General features: G+C 68.5%; 20 protein-coding genes, 1 tRNA gene and 1 pseudogene. 18 read left to right on the plus strand and 4 right to left on the minus strand.

Annotated elements, in window-relative coordinates; translation table 11 throughout:
• Positions 1 to 39 precede the first annotated feature (39 nt).
• Positions 40 to 1,101 carry an AbrB family transcriptional regulator gene (locus C5F48_RS07660; protein WP_107663315.1) on the plus strand — a complete coding sequence of 354 codons (1,062 nt, stop codon included), beginning with the start codon at positions 40 to 42 and terminating at the stop codon, positions 1,099 to 1,101.
• Here C5F48_RS07660 and dnaE read toward each other — a convergent pair.
• Positions 1,098 to 4,541 (minus strand): DNA polymerase III subunit alpha, encoded by a 3,444-nt coding sequence (dnaE, locus tag C5F48_RS07665; RefSeq protein ID WP_107663316.1) that lies wholly within the window; start codon positions 4,539 to 4,541, stop codon positions 1,098 to 1,100. The two genes, C5F48_RS07660 and dnaE, sit on opposite strands and share 4 nt — an antisense overlap.
• 216 nt (positions 4,542 to 4,757) lie before the next feature.
• Between dnaE and xdhA the strand changes: the two genes are divergently transcribed.
• The 15 genes from xdhA to C5F48_RS07735 all read left to right on the plus strand — a co-directional run bounded on the left by xdhA (position 4,758) and on the right by C5F48_RS07735 (position 19,711).
• A complete protein-coding gene (gene xdhA / locus C5F48_RS07670) occupies positions 4,758 to 6,152 on the plus strand; it encodes a xanthine dehydrogenase small subunit (protein WP_107663317.1) in 1,395 nt (464 codons plus the stop codon).
• The gene (locus tag C5F48_RS07675) at positions 6,149 to 8,671 is read left to right on the plus strand and encodes a xanthine dehydrogenase molybdopterin binding subunit (RefSeq protein ID WP_107663318.1); all 2,523 of its coding nucleotides are present in this window, start codon (positions 6,149 to 6,151) and stop codon (positions 8,669 to 8,671) included. Before xdhA ends, C5F48_RS07675 begins: the two co-directional genes overlap by 4 nt.
• Positions 8,664 to 9,602, plus strand: a complete 939-nt coding sequence (xdhC, locus tag C5F48_RS07680; RefSeq protein WP_181247678.1) for a xanthine dehydrogenase accessory protein XdhC — start codon at positions 8,664 to 8,666, stop codon at positions 9,600 to 9,602. The genes C5F48_RS07675 and xdhC overlap by 8 nt, the downstream gene beginning before the upstream one ends.
• The gene (locus C5F48_RS07685; protein WP_107663320.1) at positions 9,599 to 11,125 is read left to right on the plus strand and encodes an ABC transporter ATP-binding protein; all 1,527 of its coding nucleotides are present in this window, start codon (positions 9,599 to 9,601) and stop codon (positions 11,123 to 11,125) included. The genes xdhC and C5F48_RS07685 overlap by 4 nt, the downstream gene beginning before the upstream one ends.
• Positions 11,112 to 12,194 (plus strand): ABC transporter permease, encoded by a 1,083-nt coding sequence (locus C5F48_RS07690; RefSeq protein ID WP_107663321.1) that lies wholly within the window; start codon positions 11,112 to 11,114, stop codon positions 12,192 to 12,194. The genes C5F48_RS07685 and C5F48_RS07690 overlap by 14 nt, the downstream gene beginning before the upstream one ends.
• The gene (locus C5F48_RS07695) at positions 12,191 to 13,123 is read left to right on the plus strand and encodes an ABC transporter permease (RefSeq protein WP_107663322.1); all 933 of its coding nucleotides are present in this window, start codon (positions 12,191 to 12,193) and stop codon (positions 13,121 to 13,123) included. Before C5F48_RS07690 ends, C5F48_RS07695 begins: the two co-directional genes overlap by 4 nt.
• Positions 13,124 to 13,168: 45 nt before the next feature.
• Complete coding sequence (locus C5F48_RS07700) at positions 13,169 to 14,251, plus strand: BMP family ABC transporter substrate-binding protein (protein WP_107663323.1); 1,083 nt, start codon at positions 13,169 to 13,171, stop codon at positions 14,249 to 14,251.
• A 306-nt stretch (positions 14,252 to 14,557) separates the two neighbouring features.
• Positions 14,558 to 14,695 carry a hypothetical protein gene (locus C5F48_RS25110; protein ID WP_170139598.1) on the plus strand — a complete coding sequence of 46 codons (138 nt, stop codon included), beginning with the start codon at positions 14,558 to 14,560 and terminating at the stop codon, positions 14,693 to 14,695.
• Positions 14,696 to 14,851: 156 nt separating this feature from the next.
• Positions 14,852 to 15,088 (plus strand): hypothetical protein, encoded by a 237-nt coding sequence (locus C5F48_RS07705; protein WP_107663324.1) that lies wholly within the window; start codon positions 14,852 to 14,854, stop codon positions 15,086 to 15,088.
• A 155-nt stretch (positions 15,089 to 15,243) separates the two neighbouring features.
• Entirely contained in the window at positions 15,244 to 16,317 is a 1,074-nt protein-coding gene (locus C5F48_RS07710) for an NAD(P)/FAD-dependent oxidoreductase (protein ID WP_107663325.1), read from the plus strand.
• A complete protein-coding gene (locus C5F48_RS07715) occupies positions 16,314 to 16,952 on the plus strand; it encodes a DUF938 domain-containing protein (RefSeq protein WP_107663326.1) in 639 nt (212 codons plus the stop codon). Before C5F48_RS07710 ends, C5F48_RS07715 begins: the two co-directional genes overlap by 4 nt.
• A gap of 79 nt (positions 16,953 to 17,031) precedes the next feature.
• Positions 17,032 to 17,832, plus strand: coding sequence for a glycoside hydrolase family 25 protein (locus tag C5F48_RS07720; RefSeq protein WP_107663327.1), 801 nt, complete (start codon positions 17,032 to 17,034; stop codon positions 17,830 to 17,832).
• Positions 17,833 to 17,922: 90 nt separating this feature from the next.
• Positions 17,923 to 18,936, plus strand: a complete 1,014-nt coding sequence (locus C5F48_RS07725; protein ID WP_107663328.1) for an NAD-dependent epimerase/dehydratase family protein — start codon at positions 17,923 to 17,925, stop codon at positions 18,934 to 18,936.
• Between the two features lie 98 nt (positions 18,937 to 19,034).
• Positions 19,035 to 19,550 carry a GNAT family N-acetyltransferase gene (locus C5F48_RS07730; RefSeq protein ID WP_245941377.1) on the plus strand — a complete coding sequence of 172 codons (516 nt, stop codon included), beginning with the start codon at positions 19,035 to 19,037 and terminating at the stop codon, positions 19,548 to 19,550.
• Positions 19,551 to 19,634: 84 nt separating this feature from the next.
• Positions 19,635 to 19,711, plus strand: a tRNA-Arg gene (locus tag C5F48_RS07735).
• A gap of 319 nt (positions 19,712 to 20,030) precedes the next feature.
• On the opposite strand, the gene C5F48_RS07740 is transcribed toward C5F48_RS07735, so the two are convergent.
• The 3 genes from C5F48_RS07740 to C5F48_RS07750 all read right to left on the minus strand — a co-directional run bounded on the left by C5F48_RS07740 (position 20,031) and on the right by C5F48_RS07750 (position 23,162).
• Positions 20,031 to 20,765, minus strand: coding sequence for a penicillin-binding transpeptidase domain-containing protein (locus C5F48_RS07740; protein WP_107663329.1), 735 nt, complete (start codon positions 20,763 to 20,765; stop codon positions 20,031 to 20,033).
• A gap of 346 nt (positions 20,766 to 21,111) precedes the next feature.
• Complete coding sequence (locus tag C5F48_RS07745; protein ID WP_107663330.1) at positions 21,112 to 21,750, minus strand: class I SAM-dependent methyltransferase; 639 nt, start codon at positions 21,748 to 21,750, stop codon at positions 21,112 to 21,114.
• Positions 21,747 to 23,162 (minus strand): MFS transporter, encoded by a 1,416-nt coding sequence (locus C5F48_RS07750; RefSeq protein ID WP_107663331.1) that lies wholly within the window; start codon positions 23,160 to 23,162, stop codon positions 21,747 to 21,749. The genes C5F48_RS07745 and C5F48_RS07750 overlap by 4 nt, the downstream gene beginning before the upstream one ends.
• 78 nt (positions 23,163 to 23,240) lie before the next feature.
• Between C5F48_RS07750 and C5F48_RS07755 the strand changes: the two genes are divergently transcribed.
• Together C5F48_RS07755 and C5F48_RS07760 are read left to right on the plus strand one after the other, a co-directional pair.
• Positions 23,241 to 23,690 (plus strand): RrF2 family transcriptional regulator, encoded by a 450-nt coding sequence (locus C5F48_RS07755; protein WP_107663332.1) that lies wholly within the window; start codon positions 23,241 to 23,243, stop codon positions 23,688 to 23,690.
• A gap of 96 nt (positions 23,691 to 23,786) precedes the next feature.
• Positions 23,787 to 24,086: pseudogene (locus C5F48_RS07760) on the plus strand (transposase domain-containing protein); the annotation flags it as partial.
• Positions 24,087 to 24,563: the final 477 nt, after the last annotated feature.

Consider the following 24,563-nt stretch of genomic DNA (forward strand, 5'->3'; position numbering starts at 1 on the left):
GCCTTGCCTTTCCGCCATGCCGGTGGTGATGTGCCGCGGATGCGTTTCTCCCTCCCCTTCGACCCTCTCGCCACCCTCCTGACCCTCGCCATCGGCGCGGCGGGCGGGTTGGCGGCCAAGGCGGCGGGGTTGCCGCTGGCGCTGCTGCTGGGGTCGCTGACCGCGGTGGGCTGTTCGGCGGCCTTCCGGCTCCGGCTGTTCAACCGGGCCATCGCCGTGCCGCAGAGCCTGCGCACGCTGTTCGTGCCGATCATCGGGCTGGGGATCGGCGGCTCCTTCACGCCGGAGGTGCTGGCGCAGATGCCCGGGTGGTGGTCGAGCCTGCTGGCGCTGGGGCTCTACATCCCGATGGCGCATTACATCGGCTACCGGATCTACCGCCGTCTCGGGCCGCTCGATGCGCCGACCGCCTTCTTCGGCGCGGTGCCGGGCGGGCTGATCGAATCGGTGACGCTCGGGCAGGAGGCCGGGGCGGACGAGCGGATGCTGGTGCTCCTGCAGTTCCTGCGGCTGATCCTGACCATCGTCGCGGTGCCGCTGATCTTCAGCTGGCTCACCGGCCATGCGGTGGGCAGCAGCGCCGGGGTGAGCACCGGCGGGCACTCCCCGCTCGGCTTTGCCGATGTGCTGGTGCTGACGCTCTGCGGAGTGCTGGGGGTGGTGATCGGCACGCGGCTGAAGATGCCAGCTGCGGTGATGACCGGGCCGCTGACCCTGTCGGCGCTGGCGCATCTGGCCGGGCTGACCGAGGCGGTGCCGCCGGGCTGGGCGGTGCAGGTGACGCAGGTCGTCATCGGCTCGGTGCTGGGCGCGCGCTTCGCCGGGCTGACCCGTGGCGCGCTGCCGATGGCGCTGCGGCTGGCGGTGGTGAATGTCAGCGCGATGATGCTCCTGGCCTTCGGCTTTGCCTTCGCGCTGGCGGGCGTGGTCGGCCAGCCCGCCATGGCGGTGTTTCTGGCCTTCGCGCCGGGCGGGCTGGCCGAGATGAGCCTGATCGCCCTGAGCCTGCAGATGAGCGTGGTCTATGTCACGGCGCATCACGTCGCGCGGATCATCTTCAGCGTGCTGGTGGCGCGGATCTTCTCCAGCCGGATCGGCTAGATCTCCTCGATCATCACCACGCCCTGCATCGCCTTGATCGCGCCCTTGATCTGCGGCGTCACCGGGTAGTCCTTTGGCAGGGCGATGTCGATCTCCTGCCCGCTGGCCGGATCGGCGACGCAGATGGTGATCTGGCCGCGCGCCCGCCCCGCCTCGGTGACCCGGGCAAACAGCGCCGCGACCGAGGCTGCGGCCTCGGCCCGGTCGAGATGGATGCGCAGGCTGGAGCCCCCGGCTTCGGCGGCAACCGAATCGATCGGCTGGGCGGCGCGGGCCAGCAGTTTCAGCGTATCGCCTTCCAGCGTCGCCTCGACCGTCAGCACCACGTTCTTGCCGGGTTCCAGCAGGTCGCGCGCCTGTTCCAGCGTGTCGGAGAAAACCGTGACCTCGTAGAGCCCGGTCGGATCGGAGAGCTGGACGAAGGCGAAGCGGTTGCCCTTGGCCGATTTCTTCTCCTGCCGGGACGAGACCGAGCCCGCGAGCTTGCCGATGATCGGCCCGCGCTGCGCGGCTTCGGTCAGTTCGGTCAGCGTCATCACCTTCTTGCGCTTCAAGGGCCCCATGTAATCGTCGAGCGGATGGCCCGAGAGATAGAAGCCGATGGCCTGATGCTCCTGCGTCAGCCGCTCCACCGGCAGCCAGTCGTCACGGCTGGCCAGACGCGGTTCCGGCAGGTCGGCCCCGGCCTCGCCGAACAGCGAGACCTGGCTGGAATTCCGGGCTTCATGGATGGCGGCGCTGTAGGCGACCAGCGGATCGAGCGCCTCGAACACCCGTGCGCGGTTGGAATCGAGACAGTCGAAGGCCCCGGCGCGGGCCAGCATCTCCAAGGGGCGTTTGCCGACGCGCTTCAGGTCCACCCGGCGGGCCAGGTCGAAGAGCGTGGCGAAGGGCCGGTCGCCCCGCGCCTCGACGATCAGCCGCATGGCATCGAGGCCGACGTTCTTCAGCGCGCCGAGCCCGTAGACCACCGCCCCGTCGCGCACGGTGAAGCTGGCCAGCGAGGCGTTGACGCAGGGGGCGATCGTCTTGATGCCGAGCTTGTCGACCTCGCGCTTGTAGACGGCGAGCTTGTCGGTCAGGTGGATATCGCAGTTCATCACCCCGGCCATGAACTCGACTGGGTGATTGGCCTTGAGCCAGGCGGTCTGGTAGCTGACCACGGCATAGGCGGCGGCGTGCGACTTGTTGAAGCCGTAGTTGGCGAATTTCTCGAGAAGATCGAAGACCTCGCCCGCCTTCTTCTCCGGCACGCCATGGGTGGCCTTGGCGCCCTGGATGAACTTCGGGCGTTCCTTGGCCATCTCCTCGGCTATCTTCTTGCCCATGGCGCGGCGCAAGAGGTCGGCGCCACCGAGGCTGTAGCCGCCCATGACCTGCGCGATCTGCATCACCTGTTCCTGATAGACGATGATGCCCTGCGTCTCCTGCAGGATGTGGTCGATGGTAGGATGGATCGACTCGAGATCCTTGAGCCCGTTCTTCACCTCGCAATAGGTCGGGATGTTCTCCATCGGGCCGGGGCGGTAGAGCGCCACCAGCGCCACGATATCCTCGATGCAGGTCGGCTTCATCCGCCGCAGCGCGTCCATCATGCCGCTGGATTCCACCTGGAAGACGGCGACGGTCTTGGCGGCGGCGTAGAGCTCGTAGGTCGGCTTGTCGTCGAGCGGGATCATCGAGATGTCGACCTCGACGCCGCGCAGCTTCATCAGGTCCAGCGCATTCTGGATCACGGTGAGGGTCTTCAGCCCGAGGAAGTCGAACTTCACCAGCCCCGCCGCCTCGACCCATTTCATGTTGAACTGGGTCGCCGGCATGTCCGACCGCGGATCCTGATAGAGCGGCACCAGCTCGTCCAATGGCCGGTCGCCGATCACCACGCCTGCGGCATGGGTGGAGGCGTTGCGCAGCAACCCCTCGATCTGCTGGCCGTAGTCCAGGAGACGCTGCACCACCTCCTCGGCCTTGGCCGCCTCGCGCAGCCGCGGCTCGTCGGCCAGCGCCTTCTGGATCGAGACCGGCTTCACCCCCTCGACCGGGATCATCTTCGACAGACGGTCCACCTGCCCGTAGGGCATCTGCAGCACCCGCCCCACGTCGCGCACCGCCGCCTTGGACAGGAGCGCGCCGAAGGTGATGATCTGCCCCACCTTGTCGCGGCCATATTTGCCCTGCACATACTGGATCACCTCTTCGCGGCGATCCATGCAGAAGTCGATGTCGAAGTCGGGCATCGACACCCGCTCGGGGTTCAGGAAGCGCTCGAACAGCAGGTTGTAGCGCAGGGGGTCGAGGTCGGTGATGGTCAGCGCATAGGCCACCAGCGAACCCGCCCCCGAGCCGCGGCCCGGACCGACGGGAATGCCCTGCGCCTTGGCCCATTTGATGAAATCGGCCACGATGAGGAAGTAGCCCGGAAAGCCCATCTGCTCGATGATGCCGAGCTCGAAGGCCAGCCGCGCCTCGTACTCCGCCACTGGCACGGCATGGGGGATGATCGCCAGCCGCGCGGCCAGACCCTCCTGCGCCTGACGGCGCAGTTCCACCACCTCGTCATCGGCGAATTTCGGCAGGATCGGCGGGCGCTTGGCCACCTTGAAGGCGCAGCGCCGGGCGATCTCCACCGTGCTCTCCAAGGCCTCGGGCAGATCGGCGAAGAGCGCGCACATCTCGGCTTCGGTCTTGAAGTAGTGCTGCGGCGTCAGGCGGCGGCGGGGCGCCTGCTGGTCGACATAGGCGCCTTCCGCGATGCAGATCAGCGCGTCGTGGGCCTCGTACATCTCGGACTTGGGGAAATAGACGTCGTTGGTGGCGACCAGCGGCAGGCCCAGCGCATAGGCCAGCTCCACCAGCCCCTGCTCGGAGGCGCGCTCCGCCTCGGGGAGCCGCCCGCCCTCGCCCGGATGGCGCTGCAGCTCGACATAGAGCCGGTCGCCGAAGATCGCCTGCAGCCGGCGCATCAGCGCCTCGGCCTTGGGCCCCTGCCCGGCCTGCAGGAACCTGCCCACCGGCCCCTCGGCCCCGCCAGTGAGGCAGATCAGCCCCTCGGCATGGGTTTCGAGCTGCTCGAGGCTGACCTGCGGCAGCTGCCCGCCGGTGCCGATATAGAGGCAGGAGTTCAGCTTCATCAGGTTCATGTAGCCGCGCTCGGACTGCGCCAGCAGCACGACCGACGCCGGGGCGCGCGGCTTTTCCCCCACCGCCGCCGGATCGAAGCAGACCGAGATCTGGCAGCCGACGATCGGCTGGATGCCCGCGCCGCTGGCCAGCACCGAAAATTCCAGCGCGGCGAACATGTTGTTGCTGTCGGTCACGGCCACGGCCGGCATAGCCTGCGCGGTGCAGAGGCCGATCAGCTTCTTCACCGGCACCGCGCCTTCCAGCAGCGAATGTTCGGTATGGGTGCGGAGATGGATGAATCGGGGCGCGTTCGACATGGCGGCACCCTAGCCGAGCCGTGGGCCGGGCGGAACCCTGCGTGGATTTTGCGCCGCCCCGGCGCGCGGTGACGCAGCGATGCGAAGACAGCCCTTGCCATGTGCCCGGCGCAAAGGCTTCATGGTGTCGCACCACCCCCGCTTTACGCCGCATCGGGCGGGCTGGCGCAGGCCCTGCCGGGGCCACGGGATGCAGAGAAGGCGGCAGGTTACCCTATGACGGACATCGCGTTTCACCTGAACGGAACGCCGGTGCGTGTTTCGGGAGCATCTCCCACGCGCACCCTTCTCGACTGGCTGCGCGAGGAGCGCGGGCTGACCGGCACCAAGGAGGGCTGCAACGAGGGCGATTGCGGCGCCTGCACCGTGATGGTGACCGACGAGACCGGCCCGCGCGCGCTGAACGCCTGCATCCTGTTCCTGCCGCAGCTGCAGGGCAAGGCGATCCGCACGGTCGAGGGCATCGCCGGTCCCGAAGGCCAGCCGCATCCGGTGCAGCAGGCGATGGTGGCCGAACACGGCAGCCAATGCGGCTTCTGCACCCCGGGCTTCGTCGTCTCGATGGCCGTGGCCCATGCACAGGGCCGCACCGACCATGACGACGTGCTGGCCGGCAATCTCTGCCGCTGCACCGGCTACGCCCCGATCATCCGCGCAGCCAAAGCCGCGGAAGGCGCGCCGGTCCCCGACTGGTTCTCTGCCCCTCTCACCTTGGCCCAAACGCACCCCGAGGAGGGGGCAGACAGCCCCCTCCCCGACGCTCTCCGCCCGCGCGGCATCGCCGAGCTGGCGGACCTCTACGCCGCCCATCCCGAGGCCACGCTGATCGCCGGGGCGACCGATGTGGGCCTCTGGGTGACGAAGGAGCTGCGGGAGCTGCCGCTGCCGATCTTCCTCAACGGCATCGCCGAGCTGGCGCGGATCGAGCGGCAGGGCGACAAGCTGCGGATCGGCGCCGGGGTGACGATGGCGGCGCTGCGCGACGCGGTGCGCGACCTGCACCCCAGCCTCGGCGAATTGCTGCGCCGCTTTGCCAGCGAGCAGATCCGCAACGCGGCGACCGTCGGTGGCAATATCGCCAATGGCTCGCCGATCGGTGACACGCCGCCCGCGCTGATCGCGCTGGGCGCGGTGCTGCATCTGCGGCAGGGCGAGGCGACGCGCGACCTGCCGCTCGAGGCCTTCTTCCTCGACTACCGCAAGCAGGACCGCCGCCCGGGCGAGTTCGTCGAGGCGGTGACGATCCCCGCCGAGGCCCCGGCCCTGCGCTGCTACAAGCTGTCGAAACGCTTCGATCAGGACATCTCGGCGGTCTGCGGCTGCTTCAACGTGACCGTCGCGGAGGGCCGCGTGACCGCCGCCCGCATCGCCTTCGGCGGCATGGCGGGCATCCCGAAACGCGCCGCGGCGGTGGAAGCGGCGCTGCTGGGCCAGCCCTGGGGCGAGGCCGCGGTGGCCGCCGCCCTGCCCGCCTTTGCCGCCGATTTCACCCCGCTCAGCGACATGCGCGCCTCGGCGGGCTACCGGCTGCAGGCGGCGCAGAACATGCTCACGCGCTATCTCCACGATCTTGCCGGGCGACCTGTCTCGGTGCTGGAGGTGCAGCCATGAGCGCGGGCAAGCCGTTGCCGCATGACGCGGCCCCGCTGCATGTCACCGGCGAAGCACGCTACATCGACGATCTGCCGACCCCGCGCGGCACGTTGCATCTGGCCTTCGGGCTGAGCCCCGCGGCCCATGCCGAGATCCTGTCGCTGGATCTTGCGGCGGTGCGGGAAGCGCCGGGCGTCGTCGCGGTTTTCGGGCCGGACGCCTTCGATCCGATGCCCGACTGCTCGCCCTCGGTGCATGACGAGCCGCTGCTGGCGCAGGGCGTGGTGCATTACCTCGGCCAGCCCATGTTCCTCGTGGTGGCCGAAAGCCATCTCGCGGCGCGCAAGGCGGCGCGGCTCGGGCGGATGGAGCTGCGCGAGCGGCCTGCCATCCTGACCGTGGACGAGGCGCTGGCGGCGGAGAGCCGCTTCGAGGACGGGCCGGTGGTCTGGCAGAAGGGCGATGCGGCGGCGGCCATCGCCGGGGCGGCGCAGCAGATCGAGGGTTCGATCGAGCTGGGCGGGCAGGAGCATTTCTATCTCGAGGGTCAGGTGGCGCTCGCCCTGCCGCAGGAGGGCGGCGACATGGTGGTGCAGAGCTCCACCCAGCACCCGACCGAGATCCAGCACAAGGTTGCCCATGCGCTGCACCTGCCGATGAGCGCGGTGCGGGTCGAGGTGCGGCGGATGGGCGGCGGCTTCGGCGGCAAGGAGAGCCAGGGCAACGCGCTGGCCATCGCCTGCGCGCTGGCGGCGCGGGCGACCGGGCGGCCCTGCAAGATGCGCTACGACCGCGACGACGACATGACGATCACCGGCAAGCGCCACGACCTGCGCATCGACTACCGCGCAGGCTTCGACGCCGAGGGCAGGCTCGCCGGGGTGGAGTTCCGCCACCTGATGCGCTGCGGCTGGTCACAGGACCTGTCGCTGCCGGTGGCCGACCGGGCGATGCTGCATGCCGACAACGCCTATCACCTGCCCGCCGTGCGGATCGAGAGCCACCGGCTGCGCACCAACACCCAGAGCGCCACCGCCTTCCGCGGCTTCGGCGGGCCGCAAGGGATGGTGGGGGTCGAGCGGGTGATGGATCACGTGGCACACCAGCTGGGGCGCGATCCGCTGGAGGTGCGGCGCGTCAATTTTTACGCGGCGCGGGTGGACAGGCCGGGGGGCTGTCTGCCCCCCAGCCCGGCCACGGGCCGGGCGTTCTTCGCTGGAAATCCTCCACCGGAGGATTTCCGGACGCTCATCACCCCCGAGGATATTTTTCGACAGAAAATGGGGGGAGAGGACGCCGAGGCGCTTCGGGTTCTGGATGCGGAGGAGGTGGATCTGACCTCGCGGGGGGCGGAGACCTTCCAGCATGGTGAGGCGCCGCCGGCGCCCGAGGGGGTGCAGACCACGCCCTATCACATGCCGGTCGAGGATTTCATCGGCCATGAGCTGGTGGGGGCGCTGGCCGAAAGCGCGGACTATGCGCGGCGGCGGGCGGAGATCGCGGCGTGGAATGCGGGGAACCCGATCCTGAAGCGCGGCATCGCGTTGACGCCGGTGAAGTTCGGCATCTCCTTCACGCTGACATGGCTCAATCAGGCCGGGGCGCTGGTGCATCTCTATCAGGATGGGTCGGTGCATCTGAACCATGGCGGCACCGAGATGGGACAGGGGCTGTTCCAGAAGGTGGCGCAGGTGGCGGCGGGGGTGTTCGGGCTGGAGGCGGAGGCGGAGGCGGTGAAGATCACCGCGACCGATACCGGCAAGGTGCCCAACACCTCGGCCACGGCAGCCTCTTCCGGGTCGGACCTGAACGGCATGGCGGCGCGGATCGCCTGCGAGACGCTGCGCGACCGGCTGGCGGCCATGCTGGCCGAGCGGCATCAGGCGCAGGCCGCCGAGGTGCGCTTTGCCGGTGGCCGGGTGACGGTGGCGGGGGCCGAGTACAGCTTTGCCGAGGTGGTGGGGCTAGCCTATCAGGCGCGGATCTCGCTGTCCTCGACAGGCTATTACCGGACGCCGAAGATCGTCTGGGACCGCAAGAAAGGCGAGGGGCGGCCGTTCTTCTATTTCGCCTATGGCGCGGCGGTGTCGGAGGTGGTGATCGACACGCTGACCGGCGAGAACCGCCTGCTTCGGGTGGATGTGCTGCATGACACCGGGCGCAGCCTGAACCCGGCGCTCGACATCGGCCAGATCGAGGGCGGCTTCGTGCAGGGCGCGGGCTGGCTGACCACGGAGGAGCTGGTCTGGGACGGCAAGGGGCGGCTCAGGACCCATGCGCCCTCGACCTACAAGATCCCGGCCTGTTCCGACCGGCCGCCGGTGTTCAACGTGGCGCTCTGGGGCCGCGACAACCCGGAGGACACGGTGGGGCGGTCGAAGGCGGTGGGCGAACCGCCGTTCATGCTGGGGATCTCGGTGCTGATGGCGCTGAGCGATGCGGTGGCGGCCTGTGGCGATGGTTCGGTCTATCCGGGTCTCGACGGGCCGGCGACGGCGGAGCGGGTGCTGGCCGCCGTGGGGCGGCAGCGTGGCTGAGCGGGGCTTCGATCTGGCGGGGCTGCGGGCCGCGGTCGAGGCCCGGGGCCGCGTGGCCCGCGTGGTCGTGGCCGCCGGCGACGGATCGAGCCCGCGCGAGGCCGGGGCGGCAATGCTGGTCTGGCAGGGCGGCGCCTCGGGCACCATCGGCGGCGGGGCGCTGGAATGGGAGGCCATGGCGCGGGCGCGGGCGATGCTCGACGCGGGCGGGCGGCGGCTGGAGCGGGTGGCGCTCGGCCCGTCGATCGGCCAGTGCTGCGGCGGGGCGGTGAGCCTGCTGACCGAGGTCTATGATGCCGGAGCGGTGGCGGCGCTGGACGGGCCGGTGATCGCACGCGGGCCGGGAGAGATGCCGCTGGCGGTGAAGCGGCTCCTGGCGCGGGCGCGTGGCGAAGGGCTGCTGCCGGAGCCGCAGCTGGTGCAGGGCTGGATGGTCGAGCCTGTGGCGCGGGTGGACCGGCAGATCTGGATCTGGGGCGCGGGCCATGTCGGGCGGGCGCTGGTGGCAGTGCTGGCGCCCTTGCCGGGGCTGGCGCTGACATGGGTCGATGCCGGGGCGGAGCGGTTTCCCGATGCCGTGCCGGAGGGGGTGACGGTGCTTTGGGCCGCGGCGCCGGAGGCTCTGGCGGGCCATGCGCCGCGCGGGGCGGAGCATCTGGTGCTGACCTATTCGCATGCGCTGGATCTGGAGCTGTGTCATCGGCTGCTGGGGCATGGCTTTGCCGCGCTGGGTCTGATCGGGTCCGAGACCAAGGCCGCGCGCTTCCGGTCGCGGCTGCGCGCGCTCGGTCATGGCGATGCGCAGATTTCGCGCATCCTGTGCCCTATCGGTGACAAATCGCTCGGCAAGCATCCGCAGGCGATTGCGCTTGGCGTGGCGGTAGCGTTGCTGGGACAGAGACGACCAACCGAGACGGAGATCGCGGTATGACAACGGGGGACCTTCTGCGCGTCGAGGGGCTGACCAAGGCCTATCCGGGCGTGGTGGCCAACAGCGACGTGTCCTTTGCCATCAAGCCGGGCGAGGTGCATGCCCTGCTGGGCGAGAACGGCGCGGGGAAATCGACGCTGGTCAAGATGATCTACGGGCTGGTGCGACCGGATCACGGGCGGATGCTGCTGCGCGGCGCGGAGTATGCGCCGGCCGAGCCGCGGGCGGCGCGGGCCTCGGGCGTGGCGATGGTGTTCCAGCATTTCTCGCTGTTCGAGGCGCTGAACGTCGCCGAGAACGTGGCGCTGGGGATGGAGAACCCGCCGAAGCTGCGCGAGCTGGCGGGCAAGATCCGGCAGGTGTCGCAGGATTACGGGCTGCCGCTGGACCCCTCGCGCATGGTGGGCGACCTGAGCGCCGGCGAGCGGCAGCGGGTGGAGATCATCCGTTGTCTGCTGCAGGACCCGAAGCTGTTGATCATGGACGAGCCGACCTCGGTGCTGACGCCGCAGGAGGTGGAAATCCTGTTCCAGACGCTGCGGCAGCTCTCGGCGGAGGGGACGGCGATCCTCTATATCTCGCACAAGCTGGAGGAGATCCGGGCGCTCTGCGACGAGGCGACGATCCTCAGGCGCGGCAAGGTGGTCGCCACCTGCACGCCGCGCGACCGCTCGGCGCGGGAGATGGCGGAGCTGATGGTGGGCACGGTGCTGACCCCGCCCGCCCGCAGCGGCACGGCCAAGGGGGCGGTGGCGCTGGAGGTGGCGGGGCTGACGGTGGACTCGCCCATCCCCTTCGGCACCTCGCTGAAGAACGTGAGCTTCAAGGTGCAGCGCGGCGAGGTCCTGGGCATCGCCGGGGTGGCGGGCAACGGGCAGGACGAGCTGCTGCTGGCGCTGTCGGGCGAGTTGCGCTCGGGCGTGGATGCGGTGCAGATCGCCGGCGTCGGCATGGGAACGGCCGGGCCGAACGAGCGGCGGCGCGCGGGGCTCGTCTCGGCCCCCGAGGAGCGGCTGGGCCATGCGGCGGCGCCCGACATGTCCTTGGTGGAAAACGCGCTCCTGTCGGGCGATACCCGCAAGGGGCTGACGCGGCACGGCTTCATCGACTGGGGCAAGACGCGGGCCTTTGCCGAGGAGATCGTCAAGGAGTTCGACGTGCGCACGCCGGGCACATGGGTCGCGGCGCGGGCGCTTTCGGGCGGCAACCTGCAGAAATTCGTCGTGGGCCGGGAGCTGTCACAGGCGCCGTCGGTGATCGTCATCAACCAGCCGACATGGGGCGTCGATGCCTCGGCGGCCGCGGCGATCCGGCAGGCGATCCTCGACCGGGCGGCGGAGGGGGCGGCGGTGGTGGTGATCAGTCAGGATCTTGACGAGCTTCTGGAAATCGCCGACCGCTTCGCCGCGCTGAACGAGGGGCGGCTGAGCGCACCGCGTCCGGTGCAGGGGCTGACCATCGACGAGATCGGCCTGATGATGGGCGGCGCGCATGGCATGGAGGTGGCGCATGGTCATGCTTGAGAAACGCCCGAACCCCTCGCGGTTCTGGACGGCGGCGACCCCGGTTCTGGCGGTGGTGCTGACCATGATCGCGGGCGGGGTGATGTTCGCCATTCTCGGGAAGAACCCCTTGGAGGCGATCCGCACGATCTTCTGGGACCCGCTGTTCGGCGAGTTCGCCTGGTATTTCCGCGGGCAGCTTCTGGTGAAGGCCGGGCCGCTGATCCTGATCGCGGTGGGGCTGTCCTTGGGCTTCCGCGCCGGGATCTGGAACATCGGGGCCGAGGGGCAATACATCATGGGGGCGATCTTCGGCGCCGCCGTGGGTCTGGCCTTTTACCCGATGGAGGCCTGGTTCATCTTTCCGCTGATGGTGATCGCCGGGGCCTTCGGCGGCTGGCTCTGGGCGATGATCCCGGCGGTGCTGCGCACGAGGTTCCGCACCAACGAGATCCTCGTCTCGCTGCTCCTAGTCTACGTCGCGCAGTCGATCCTGTCGTCGATGGCGCTGGGGGCGCTGCGCAACCCCGAGGGCGGCGGTTTTCCCGGGTCGCGCAACCTGTCGCAATATCCTTCGGCGGCGAATGGCGAGCTGATCGCCGGGAGCGGGATGCATTGGGGCGTCGTCGCCGCCTTCATCGCGGTGATCGCGGCCTATGTGCTGCTGCAGCGGCATATCCTCGGCTTCCATATCCGGCTGGCGGGTCAGGCGCCGCGCGCCGCGCGCTTTGCCGGGGTGTCGCCGAACCGGCTGGTGCTGCTCTGCATGGGGATCTCCGGGGCGCTGGCGGGGCTTGCCGGGCTGTTCGAGGTGAGCGGGCCCGCGGGGCAGATCAGCATCGATTTCGCCTCGGGCTACGGTTTCACCGCGATCATCGTGGCCTTCCTCGGGCGGCTGAACCCGGTGGGCATCCTGCTGGCGGGGCTCTTGATGGCGCTGACCTATATCGGCGGCGAGAATGCCTCGACCAATCTCGGGCTGCCCTCGGCCTCGATCCAGGCGTTTCAGGGGATGCTCTTGTTCTTCCTGCTCGCCGTGGACCTTCTGTCCAACTACCGCCTCCGCCTGTCCAACCGGGAGACCGCATGATGCTTGGAGGGATCAACCCCGCCGTCCTGATCGCCTCGCTCATGGTCGCCGCCGTGCCGATCATCCTTGCCGCCATCGGCGAGCTGGTGGTGGAGAAGGCAGGCGTGCTGAACCTCGGGGTCGAGGGAATGATGATCATGGGCGCGATCTGCGGCTTCGCCGCGGCGGTGGCGACCGGCAGCCCGCTGATGGGCTTTGTCGGCGGCGCGCTGGGAGGGGCGGCGCTGAGCGTGATCTTCGCGCTGCTGACGCAGTTCCTGATGGCCAATCAGGTGGCGACGGGGCTGGCGCTGACGCTGTTCGGGCTGGGGCTGTCGAGCCTGATCGGACAGGGCTATGTGGGCATCAAGCCGCCGCCGACGGCGCGGCTGGATCTGGGGCCCTTGAGCGACATCCCGGTGCTGGGCACCATCCTGTTCCGGCATGACGTGATGGTCTATGTCTCGGTCGCGGCGGTGGCGGTGGTCTGGGCGGTGCTGCGTTATACCCGCACCGGGCTCGTGCTGCGCGCGGTGGGCGAGAACCACGACGCGGCGCATGCGCTGGGTTATCATGTGATCCGCATCCGCTTTCTGGCGATCCTGTTCGGCGGGGCGATGGCGGGGCTGGGCGGCGCCTATCTGAGCCTGATCCGCGTGCCGCAATGGACCGACGGGATCACCGCCGGGGCAGGCTGGATCGCGCTGGCCATCGTGGTCTTCGCCAGCTGGAAACCCTGGCGCGTTCTGCTGGGCGCCTATCTTTTCGGCGGTATCGCCGTGTTGCAGCTTAACCTGCAGGCAGCGGGGGCGCGGATTCCGGTCGAATACTTGTCGATGTCCCCCTATCTGATAACGATCCTCGTGCTGGTCATCATGTCCGCCGACAAGAGCCGCGCCGCTGCCGCAGCGCCCGCAGCCCTTGGCAAGAATTTCCACGCCTCGCGTTGAGGCAAGCATCAAGCCGGGACCGCCCGGCGCAACAGGGAGCCTAACATGAATCGCAGAACCCTTCTCGCCAGCGCGGCGATCGGCCTCGGCCTGTCGATGACCGGCGCGGCCTTCGCGCAGGACAAGCTGAAGGTCGGCTTCATCTACGTCGGCCCGATCGGCGACGGCGGCTGGACCTTCCAGCACAACGAGGGCCGTCTGGCGTTGGAAGCGGAATACGGCGACCGGATCGAGACCGTCTATCAGGAAAGCGTGCCGGAAGGCGCCGACGCCGAGCGCGTGCTGACCCAGATGGCGCTGGGCGGGGCCGACATCATCTTCACCACCTCCTTCGGCTACATGGATGCGACCAATGCCGTCGCCGCCAAGTTCCCGAACGTGAAGTTCGAGCATGCCACCGGCTTCAAGCGCGAGCATCCGAACGTCGCCACCTACAACGCGCGCTTCTACGAGGGCCGCGCCGTCATGGGCACCATCGGCGGGCGCATGACCAAGTCGAACAAGATCGGCTACATCGGCTCCTTCCCGATCCCGGAAGTGATCCAGGGCATCAACGCCTCCTACATCCACGCCAAGAAGGTGAACCCGGATGTCACCATGTCGGTGGTCTGGGCCTATACCTGGTTCGACCCAGCGAAAGAGGCCGACGCCGCCAAGGCGCTGATCGAGCAGGGCGTCGACGTGATCCTCGCCCATACCGATTCCACCGCGCCGCTGGCCGAAGCCGCCAAGACCCCGGGCGTGATCGGCTTCGGCCAGGCCTCGGACATGATCAGCTATGCGCCCTCGCCGCGCGTGTCGTCGATCATCGACAACTGGGCGCCCTATTACATCGAGCGTGTGGGCATGCTGCTGGATGGCACCTGGGAGAGCACCGACGCTTGGGAAGGCATCGGCGGCGGCGAAGTGAAGATCGGCGAGATCACTGACGCGGTGCCCGCGGAGGTGAAGGCCGAGGCCGAGGCGCTGGCCGCCTCGATCGCCGATGGCAGCTACCACCCCTTCACCGGCCCGCTGAACAAGCAGGACGGTTCGGCCTGGCTGGCCGAGGGCGAGACCGCGGATGATGCGACGCTGGCGGGGATGAACTTCTACGTCGAAGGCATCACCGGCGACATCCCGAAGTAACGCCCGCCCCGGCGCGGCCGGAAACAGGCGACGGAAGGCCCGGTCCCGCACCGGGCCTTCTGCATTTTGACGCCGTGCGTGAACTGGGCGTCAAAACGACGGAGGCGGCGCAAGCCCCTGTTCCGACAGGCCAATGAGTCGTGCTAGCTTTCCCTTACGGAAGCGGTTCAAGTTCCCATTTACGAGTAGTCAGGAGTATCCCAATGCCCCGCTTTGTCGTGGACCTCGGAGATATGGAGATGAGCACCGAGGTTCAATCTGCCCTGAATCGCGACATCCAGAAGGTGGCCCTCGGCCGAACTGAAGATGGAGCGTCCGATCGCAGTCGAATTTCCGCATGACTGGGTCGGCCTGATCGCGCGCCTTGATGTCGAGCGCCTCGCGGCGGTCGAGAAGGCGCCGGGGGCCATTTCGCCCTCGATCCGGGCCGGACGGAGCAGATGACGGCCCTGACCTGTCCGAGCGCACCGGCTTCCCCTGGCGCGGTGCTGCTGGGCATGACGGGAGCGGAGGGGCGGATCGTGCCCCTCCGCACCAGGATGGAGGCGGACGCGAAATTTCTCGCGTCCGCCTCCCGCCGGGGGGCCGCCCGAGGCGCAGATGCGCTTCGCCTCGCCCTGCCGGTCCGAAGGCTGCGCCCAATGGACCGGGACCGCCTGCGGCATCATCCAGCGGGTGCTCGACCACATCGACCGGCTGCCCGACCCGCCACGCCTGGCGGAGACCCTGCCGCCCTGCACCATCCGGCAGAGATGCCGCTGGTTCAGCGACAGGGGCCGCCCGGCCTGCGTCGCCTGCGACCTCGTCGTGACCGATCAGGCCGCCGCCGGTTCCTGATCCTCGACCCGCGCCTCCTCCTCCCGGGGCGGCGGGCCCTTGCCTGCGGCGCGAGCATCGCCTTCCTCCCCCCGGCCGCTCGACCGCAGGCCTTTTTGCCGCCGCCGGCGCCGGGATCCCCTTGCACTTGCCCCAAGGGCAGGCCAGCTTGCGGCATGGAACATGATTTCGTGATTGTCGGCGGCGGGATCGCCGGTGTGTCCGCGGCGGCGCGGTTGTCCGCCCTGGGGTCGGTGCTGCTGCTGGAAGCGGAGGATGCGCTGGCGCATCACGCCTCGGGCCGGTCGGCCGCGCTCTACGAGCCGCGCTACGGCCTGCCGCCGGTGGTGGAGCTGTCGCTGGCCTCGGGCGCGTTCTTCCGAGCCGCCGAGGGTGTGCTGTCGCCGCGCGGGCTGATGATCGTCGGTCGCGCCGAGGAGGCCGGGCAGCTGGCCGAGGATGCCGAGACCATGCATCTGGAGCGGATCTCGACCGAGGCGGCGCGGGCCATGGTGCCAGTGCTGAACGACCAGGTGGCCTTCGCCGCGCATGGCGACCACGCCTGGGACATCGACACCGACCTCCTGCTGCAGGGCTTCGCCCGCGAAGCGCGCAGCCGCGGCGCGGTGATCCTGACCGGCGAGAAGGTGACCGGCATCCGGCGCGAGGCGGCGGGCTGGCAGGTCAGCACCGCGAAGGGCGTGCATCGCGGCGCCCTGCTGGTGAACGCCGCCGGGGCCTGGGCCGATGTGGTGGCGGGGATGGCCGGGGTGCGGCCGCTGGGGCTGCAGCCCAACCGGCGCTCGATGGCGCGGATCCGGGCGCCGGGCGGGCATGACGTCAGCCGCTGGCCGATGCTCTTCGGCGCGGGCGAGACCTGGTACGCCAAGCCCGACGCGGGGGCGCTGATCGTCTCGCCCGCCGAGGAACATCCGATGGAGCCGCATGACGCCTGGGCCGACGACATGGTGCTGGCCGAGGGGCTGGCGCGCTACGAGGAGATGGTGACGACGCCGGTCACCCGGCTGCTGGCCAGCTGGGCCGGGCTGCGCACCTTCGCGCCGGACCGCGTGCTCGTCATCGGCCGCGATACCGGCGAGCCCGGCTTCTTCTGGCTGGCGGGACAGGGCGGCTACGGCTTCCAGACCTCGCCCGCCGCGAGCCGGCTGGCCGCCGACCTGCTCGGCGGCACGGCGCCCGAGCTGGATGCGGCGACGCTGGCGGCGCTGTCGCCCACCCGCTTCGGATGAGCCTGCGCCTGCCCGATTCCGGCGCGCCGCAGCTGCCGGACGGCCGGCGGCTGGCGCCTTCGGCCGAGCGCAACGCCGAGCCGATCCTCGCGCTGCTGCAGGCCGAGGGCCTCTCGGGTCGGCTTCTGGAGCTGGCCAGCGGCACCGGGCAGCACGCGGCGCGCTTCGCCGCCGCCCTGCCCCGGCTCGACTGGCAGCCGAGCGACCTCGAGCCGGCGAACCTCGTCTCGATCGAGGCCTGGCGGGCGCAGGCCGGGGTCGCGAACCTGCGGCCGCCGGTGCTGCTGGACGCCGCCCGGCCCGGCTGGTCGGCCGATTGGCAAGGGCTGGACGCGATCCTGCTGGTGAACCTGCTGCACCTGATCCCAGCGCCCGCCGCGGCGACCGTGCTAGCGGAGGCCGCCCACGCTCTGGCCCCCGGCGGCAAGCTGCTGCTCTACGGTCCCTTCCTGCGCGACGGCAGGCCAACCAGCGAGGGCGACGCGGCCTTCGACGCCAGCCTGCGGGCGCAGGACGCGGCCATCGGCTACAAGGATCTCGCCTGGGTGACGGGACATCTGGCGGAGGCCGGGCTGACAGCGCAGGTGGTGGAGATGCCGGCCAACAACCTGATGCTGGTCGCGCGCAGCGGCTGATCGCCGGGCGCCAAGTTTGCCCATGACAGCCCGGCGGATTTGCGGCAGGTTGGCCGCGACCCTGACGTTCCGGAGCCCCATGACCCCGTTTTCCCGCCTGCTGTCGCTCGGGCTCCTCGCCTTCGCCCTGACCTCCTGCGGCCGTCCCGAAGTGACCGCCGAACTGCCCTCCGGCCAGGTGGTGACCATCGCGCCGCCGAGCTTCGGCGACGCCCGCCCGCATGCCTGGCAGGGCCGCGCCCCCTCAGACTATGCGGTGCACGGCACGGATGTGTCGCGCTTCCAGGGGCCGATCGACTGGCCGACGGCGACGGCGGCGGGGGTGTCCTTCGCCTTCATCAAGGCGACCGAGGGCGGCGACCGGGTGGACCCGATGTTCCACGAGAACTGGCGCGGCGCCGCGCGCGCCGGGGTGCCGCGCGGGGCCTATCACTTCTTCTACTTCTGCCGCCCCGCCGCCGAGCAGGCCCGCTGGTTCATCGAGAACGTGCCGAAGGCCGCCCGCAGCCTGCCGCCGGTGCTGGACATGGAGTGGAACCCCTTCTCCCCCACCTGCACCCTGCGCCCCGCCCCCGAGGTGGTGCGTGCCGAGGCGCTGGAGTTCATGCGGATCGTCGAGCGGCATTACGGCAAACCGGCGATCATCTACACCACCGTCGATTTCTACGAGCGCAACGAGATGTGGCGGCTGCGCGGCCATGACTTCTGGCTGCGCTCCACCGCCGGCCACCCGTCGGAGCGCTACGGCAGCCAGAGCTGGCGGTTCTGGCAATACACCGGCACCGGCATCGTCCCCGGCATCGCCACCCAGGCCGACATCAACGTGTTCAACGGCAGCGCCGCCGAATGGGCCGGATGGCTGGCGCAGCGCGGGCAATGAGGCGGGCAATGAGCCGGGCGGGCTTCCCTCGGCCGCCGGTTTGCGCGAGAAACGCCTGACAGACCGCCTGACCGCAGCAGAGGAAACAGCATGCCCACCGTCTTCATCACCGGGACCGCCGGCTTCATCGGCTTCCACCTGGCGCGCGAGCTGCTGGCCGCCGGGTTCCGGGTCGTCGGCTTCGACGGTATGACCGACTATTACGACGTGGCGCTGAAGCGGCGCCGGCACGCGATCCTGCTGCAGAACCCGGAGTTCTCGGCCATCGAGGGCCGGCTCGAGGACGCCGATCTGGTGCTGCGCAGCATCCGCGAGGCGGCGCCCGATGTCATCGTCCATCTCGCCGCCCAGGCCGGGGTGCGCTACTCGCTGGAGAACCCGCGCTCCTATGTCGAGTCGAACCTCGTCGGCACGTTCAACGTGATGGAAGCCGCGCGCGAGATCGCGGTCGGCCACCTGCTGATGGCTTCGACCTCCTCGGTCTATGGCGGCAACACCGACATGCCCTTCGAGGAGAGCCAGCGCACGGACATGCCGCTGACGCTCTACGCCGCGACCAAGAAGGCCAACGAGCACATGGCGCACAGCTATGCGCATCTGTGGAAGATCCCGACGACGATGTTCCGCTTCTTCACGGTCTACGGCCCCTATGGCCGGCCGGACCTGGCGCTGTTCAAGTTCGTCCGCGCCGCCCTGGCCGGCGAGGCGATCGACGTCTACAACCACGGCGACATGGCCCGCGACTTCACCTATGTCGGCGATCTGGTGCGGGGCATCCGGCTGCTGATCGACTGCCCGCCGCAGGAGGCCGAAGACCCCGAGACCATCCCCGACTGGGACAGCCTGAGCCGCGTCGCCCCCTTCCGGGTGGTGAACATCGGCAACGGCCAGACGGTGCGGCTCCTCGACTTCATCGAGGAGACCGAGAAGGCGCTGGGGATGCCGATCCGGCGCAACATGCTGCCGATGCAGAAGGGCGACGTGCCGGCGACCTGGGCGAACTCGGACCTCCTGTTCAACCTGACCGGCTTCCGGCCCGACACGCCGATCGCGCAGGGGATCGGCGAGTTCGTCGCCTGGTACCGCGAGTATTACGACCTCTGACCGCAGGGCCTTGGGCTGCCCCTGATGCGCCGGGCGGGCGCCGCGCGTCCGCTTGTCTCGACGCCGCGCCGGGCCTATCACCGCAGTGACGACGCGGCATGACAGGCGAGACCCCCCAGATGCAGACCGAACCCGCAGCCCCCACTCCCCCGGCGGACCTCCATATCCGCCGCGACTCGCCGCTGGCCGCCGAGGTGCTGCCGCTCCTCGAGCGGCATCTGGCGCTGATGCACGCCTCCTCGCCGCCCGAGAGCGTGCACGCGCTCGACCCCGCCGCGCTGGCCGGCCCGGAAGTGGCCTTCTTCACCCTGCGCGAGGCCGGGGCGGTGCTCGGCATGGCGGCGTTGAAGCGGATCGACGCCAGCCACGCCGAAATCAAGTCGATGCATATCGTGGCCGAAGCCAGAGGCCGCGGCCTCGCCCGCCCGCTGCTCGCCCACCTGCTGGCCGAGGCCCGCGCCGCGGGCTATGCGCGGCTGAGCCTCGAGACCGGCGTCGAGGACGTCTTCGCCCCCGCCCGCGCGCTCTACGCCGCCGCTGGCTTCACCCCCTGCCCGCCCTTCGAGGGCTACGCCGAGGACCCCAACAGCGTCTTCATGACCCTGACGCTGTAGCCGCGGCACCCTTTGCTGCGCGCTCCTGCGACGGAACGCCCGGCGCTTGCGAAGTTTTTTCCGAGACGGTATCAGAGGAGTCACGGTCCCGTAGCTCAACTGGATAGAGCACCTGACTTCTAATCAGGATGTTGGGCGTTCGAGTCGTCCCGGGATCGCCACTTATGCTTATGTTGTAGTGTAGATGGGGCATAAGTGCGCAAAAATTGCGCATAAGCGTGCACACCCCCTGTCAAGCACATTCGGCCCTTAGCGGGCTATTATCACCTAAGTCACTGTTTCTGTTTTACTTTGATGGATTACGCGGTTTGACATAGGAAGTAGCCTCTTCAAAGCTCTGCCTCGGCCCTAAGTGTCCGATTGCCGAATAGGCGCCTAAACCTGCTGGGCCGGCAGGCAGTCGATGGGCTTGGCTAATGCAGGCGGCGACGTTGCGGACGTGCGTTCAAGGCAATTTCCTTCAGCGCGCCACGGGCTGCGTCAGGTCAGATCATGCAGCACCTTGCCGACCGGCGCCCCGATCTGGAACTCGGAAAACCGCACCTTCAGGCCATCCCGCTCGGGGCTGCAGCACATGGGGCCGACAAGATAGCTGGATGCCTGTGGAAAAGGGCAGAGGCCTAACAGCGGCCATCGCAACCCATCGAGATGGAACATCTTAGATCGGCAGTCGTTTGCCGCCTTACCAGCCTTTCGGCTGCAACATCTGCCTCGAAGCGCGCCGTCGGGGCCGAACGGCATCCCGGCGCCCGTCTTGCCATAGAAGTGCAAGCCGCCCGCCTGTTCTCCATTATGCATCAGCTCCTTGGTATGTGCGACAGCCGCAGATGAGACGTGCAACTTGCCCTCGATCATCCGGGCCAGGAAACCGACGTGTTCGATGGGCGAGATTTGCAGGGACGAGCTCAGCCACGCGTTTGCAAGGCCGTTCCCTTCGCCCTCGTCCCCCGAGACGTCCTCGTTGCCGTAATCGAACGCATCGACATAGGCCGCGAAGCGCTTCATCCCGAGCTGCTCGGTGGCACGCTGCGAATACCAGACGACGGAATCCCGCATCCAACTTTCCGGGGTCGTCGTCCGTTTCCAGCGCGGGTTCCAGTCGGCGTACCCCTCCTTGAAGGGCCAATCCGGCGCATCCGGCGCCGTGAATGTCCCGGCGTCGAAGCCCATCAGACTGATCGCCACTTTGAAGGTGGATGCCGATGAAATCCGCACGTTGCATATCCCTCTTGAATCAATGGTGCCGATGAGCGGGGTCCATAGCGATCATGCAGACCACCCGCTCTTCGGCGTGTGCGGCGAGGGTTAGTGTCAGAACAGTTGAGACCGCGGCTAGGATCATCTTGCTCATGGGGCTTTCCTTCTTGCCTGCTCGCCAGATACGGCTGCGGAGGCCAGAAAGTCCAAGTCGTCTTCGGACTTGTTGCGCAGCAATACGGAATGATCGGCACGTCCGGTGAAGTCCGGCGCCGGCTAATCCAGCCCGGCAAGTTCAAGCAAGCTAGCCACCATGCCTGTCGTTTGCCGCAGCGGCAGCCCGATGAGAGCCGCCGCATGACCCCTACGCCCTGTTCCTTTGGACAAGCACGAGATTGTCCTCCAGCAACGCCCCTGCCCCGTCCGGGCCACGCCCGGGACGCGTTACCACCTGCGCTTCTATCACCTCCAGCTCAGCGGACGGCGCACCTATCGCATCGAGTTCCTCGGCCACGGTCGGGAAGATGGTCGATGAGGTTGCTTGCGGGGACCAAGGAGGCGGGGCGGCGTGGGACAGGACCAGAAGATGGCCACCGGGTCGAAGGCGCCGCGTCGCCTGCCCGAGGATCGCCGCGCGCGCAAGGGCCACGGGCGATTGCAGGTAGAGTGCGGTGATGAGGTCGAAACCGCCCTCGGGCAGGGAAACCGACAGGTCGCACCGCTCGAATTGCGCCCCCTGCGCAAGGCCAAGCTCAGCCGCGCGCGCCTGGGCCTGCTCAACGGCAACCTGGGAGATGTCGCACCCGCGGGCGTGCCAACCCTGCTGGGCCAGCCAGATCACGTCATCGCCGTGCGAAGCGCCAAGATCGAGCGACAGGCCCGGCGTCAAGGCGACTGCGATCCGCTGCAGCGCGGCGGTGGCGCGGCCACTCGAACTGGTCCGCTTGGTGAGGTAGAACTCTTCCCAGAACACTGCGGGGCTCTGGATGTGATCGGTTGTCATCCTTCGTCCTTTCGGTGCAGTAAAGGCCGTCCGTGCAGCAGCGTGGCAGCCAGCAGCGCCGCTCCGCCAGTCGAGGTGATCTGCAGCCAGAGCATCACCGACGCGGCCTCGAGCCCTGGCCGCGTTGCCAGCGCTTGGCCGTAGAGCGCGAAGCTCAGCGCAATCGAGGCGGCCATGCAGACCTGCTGCATTGTCTGGATGGCGCCGGCCCCCGCTCCGGCAAGGGGCTTCGGCAGGCCCGACATGCCAAGCTGCATCACGGATGTCACCGTCAGACCCATCGACAGCCCGGCCGTCAACACGCCGAGGCGCAGTGGCCAGAGTTTTTGTGTTGTCATCTGCGGAAGGATGGCGCGGATCAGCACGAAGCTGGCGCAGAGCAGGCCGACACCAAGCGCCACCCGGGCAATTGTCTGCAGCGGAAGGCGTCCGGAGATCCAGGATCCGGCCACGACACCGGCGGGAAAGCCTGCCGTCACCAATCCGGTCTGGATCGGGCTCAGTCCCAGCTCACTTTGCAAGACCAGCGACAGGACAACGAAGAAGCCCGGAGGGGCCGAGACGGCCAGAAAAAGGAAGGCGAGGCTCCAACGGAAGCTGGGCGCCTGAAACAGTCCGGGCGGGATCAACGCTGCCGGTCCGGCCCGCGCCATGAGGCGTGCGAACAGGGCGGCGCAGGGCAGTGCTGCGGCGGGCATCACGAAGACCAGCGGCGGCCATGAAAAGGCTGGCCCGACATAGAGCGGCGCAACGAGACAGAAGATGATCGCTGAAAAACTGGCGATCTCGGCGGGGCGGCCGCCGCTGCCGGCGACTTGATCGTCATGATCCAACTGCCGCGCAGCCAGCAGCATGACGGTCAGCGCAAGCCCCGCTTCAACCAGGAAGATGGCGCGCCAACCAATCCACGCAGGCGCCGCAACCAGCAGCATCCCCGCCACCAGTGGTCCGCAGACCGAGGCGAAGGATGCAGTCATGGCAAGGCGCGCGAACGCACCGGATTGGGTCTTGGGCGTGAAAAGACGCGGGATCAGCGCCAGCGCCTGGGGTGCGAGCGCCGCTCCGCCGACCCCCTGCAACATCCGCGCGCCCGCCAGGGCTGAGGGCCCGGTCGCAACCGCCGCGAGAAGCGCGCCCAAGGCGAACAGCCCCCCACCGACCAGAAACACCCGCCGCCGCCCGAACCGATCTCCGGCGCGGCCCGCCGGAAGCAGCAGCATGGCGACAAGCAATGGATACGCTCCGGCAATCAGGGCCAGCGTCTCGGTCCCCAAGCCGAGGTCGCTGCCGATCCCCGGCATGGCGATGGCCATCATCGACACATCAGTGACGGTCAGGGCCATGCCGATCAGCAAGGCCGAAAAGCCGCGCGACCGGCGGCGAGGTCGCGACACCCATATCTGCCGAATCATGTAACTTCATGAGTATCTTGATGGCACAGGTCGGGCGGGTCATGTAATACTTAAAGTTACACGATCCAAGGAACCCGGATGCGCCAAGACACCCGCCTCTCCCGCCTTTTGCATGTGCTGCTGCACATGGCGCAGACCGATGCGCCGATGACCTCGCAACAGATCGCGCTGACGCTGGGTTCGAATGCGGTTGTGGTTCGGCGGATCATGGCCGGGCTCCGCGACGGCGGCTATGTCGAATCCGAACGCGGTCATGGCGGCGGCTGGCGGATCACGAGGCGGACAGACGAGATCACGGTGCTCGATGTCTACCGCTCGCTCGGCTCGCCCGACCTCTTCGCTTTTGGTTTCTCGAACCCGAAGCCGCACTGCCTGGTCGAGCAATCCGTAAACGCCGCGGTCGAGGACACGATCAGAAGTGCCACTACCTCTATCCTTGAGCAGTTCGGCGCTTTGCGCCTGTCGCAGATCGAGGCAGAAGTTCGGGACAGGATGCCGTCTCGTGCGATGCGCTGCGCGGATCACTAGCTTGGCGCCCACGGCTCGACGGTGCCGGCGATGCGAGCGCGGCGGCCCACCTTGGGGCGCTGTAGCTCTGCCCAAGCAGCTTTGCGCCCGCTCTCGTCCTTCAGCCTCTTCCTCGAAGACGGCCGGGTGGCCATCGACAACAATCCCGCCGAGCGCACCCTGCGCCCGATCGGCATCGGACACCGCAACTGGCTCTTCGCCGGGGCCGACACCGGCACCGAAACGCTGGCCCGCGCAATGACCGTCATCGAGACCGCCAAGATGAACGACCTCGATCCGCAGGCCTATCTGACCGACATCCTGGCCCGCATCCACGATCACAAGATCAATCGACTCGACGAGCTGCTGCCCTGCAACTGGTCGCAGCTGACCTCTGCGTTGCCCGAGGCCGCCTGACGGCAACCGTCACCCATGTCTGCACCCTCGACTACGTCGCCAGGATGCTGGGCGAAGACCCCGAGCTTCTCGATGCCATCGTCTACAATGACGACAACCTGACCTATGGGGCGATCATCAGCGTCTAAACCGGCCCCGACGAGACCATCACCGCCCTGACTGACGACGGCATCGAAGAACTGCAAGACATGCTCAGGGCAGCTCGCATGACAACTGAAACTTGGCACGACTTCTTCGACGACTTCGTCCATGATCCAGAACTCGTCGCCCGCATCAAGGCTCAGCCGCCGCGGTAGCAATCGGCCGGTTACCAAATACCTCTCCACGTCGTCGAGGAAGTTGACCCCGGCCCTTCTCTATTGGGGGGAGGTTCGTCAAGGCAGCAGTGTTACCTTGCAGGCGCTGTCGGCTATGCGGGACAAAACTGCCGTTGATCGCCCAAGACACGCGGGTTATCATTGGCAGGTCTGAAACAGG

Origin of the sequence: Cereibacter changlensis JA139, assembly GCF_003034985.1 — a bacterium.
Lineage (GTDB): Bacteria > Pseudomonadota > Alphaproteobacteria > Rhodobacterales > Rhodobacteraceae > Cereibacter > Cereibacter changlensis.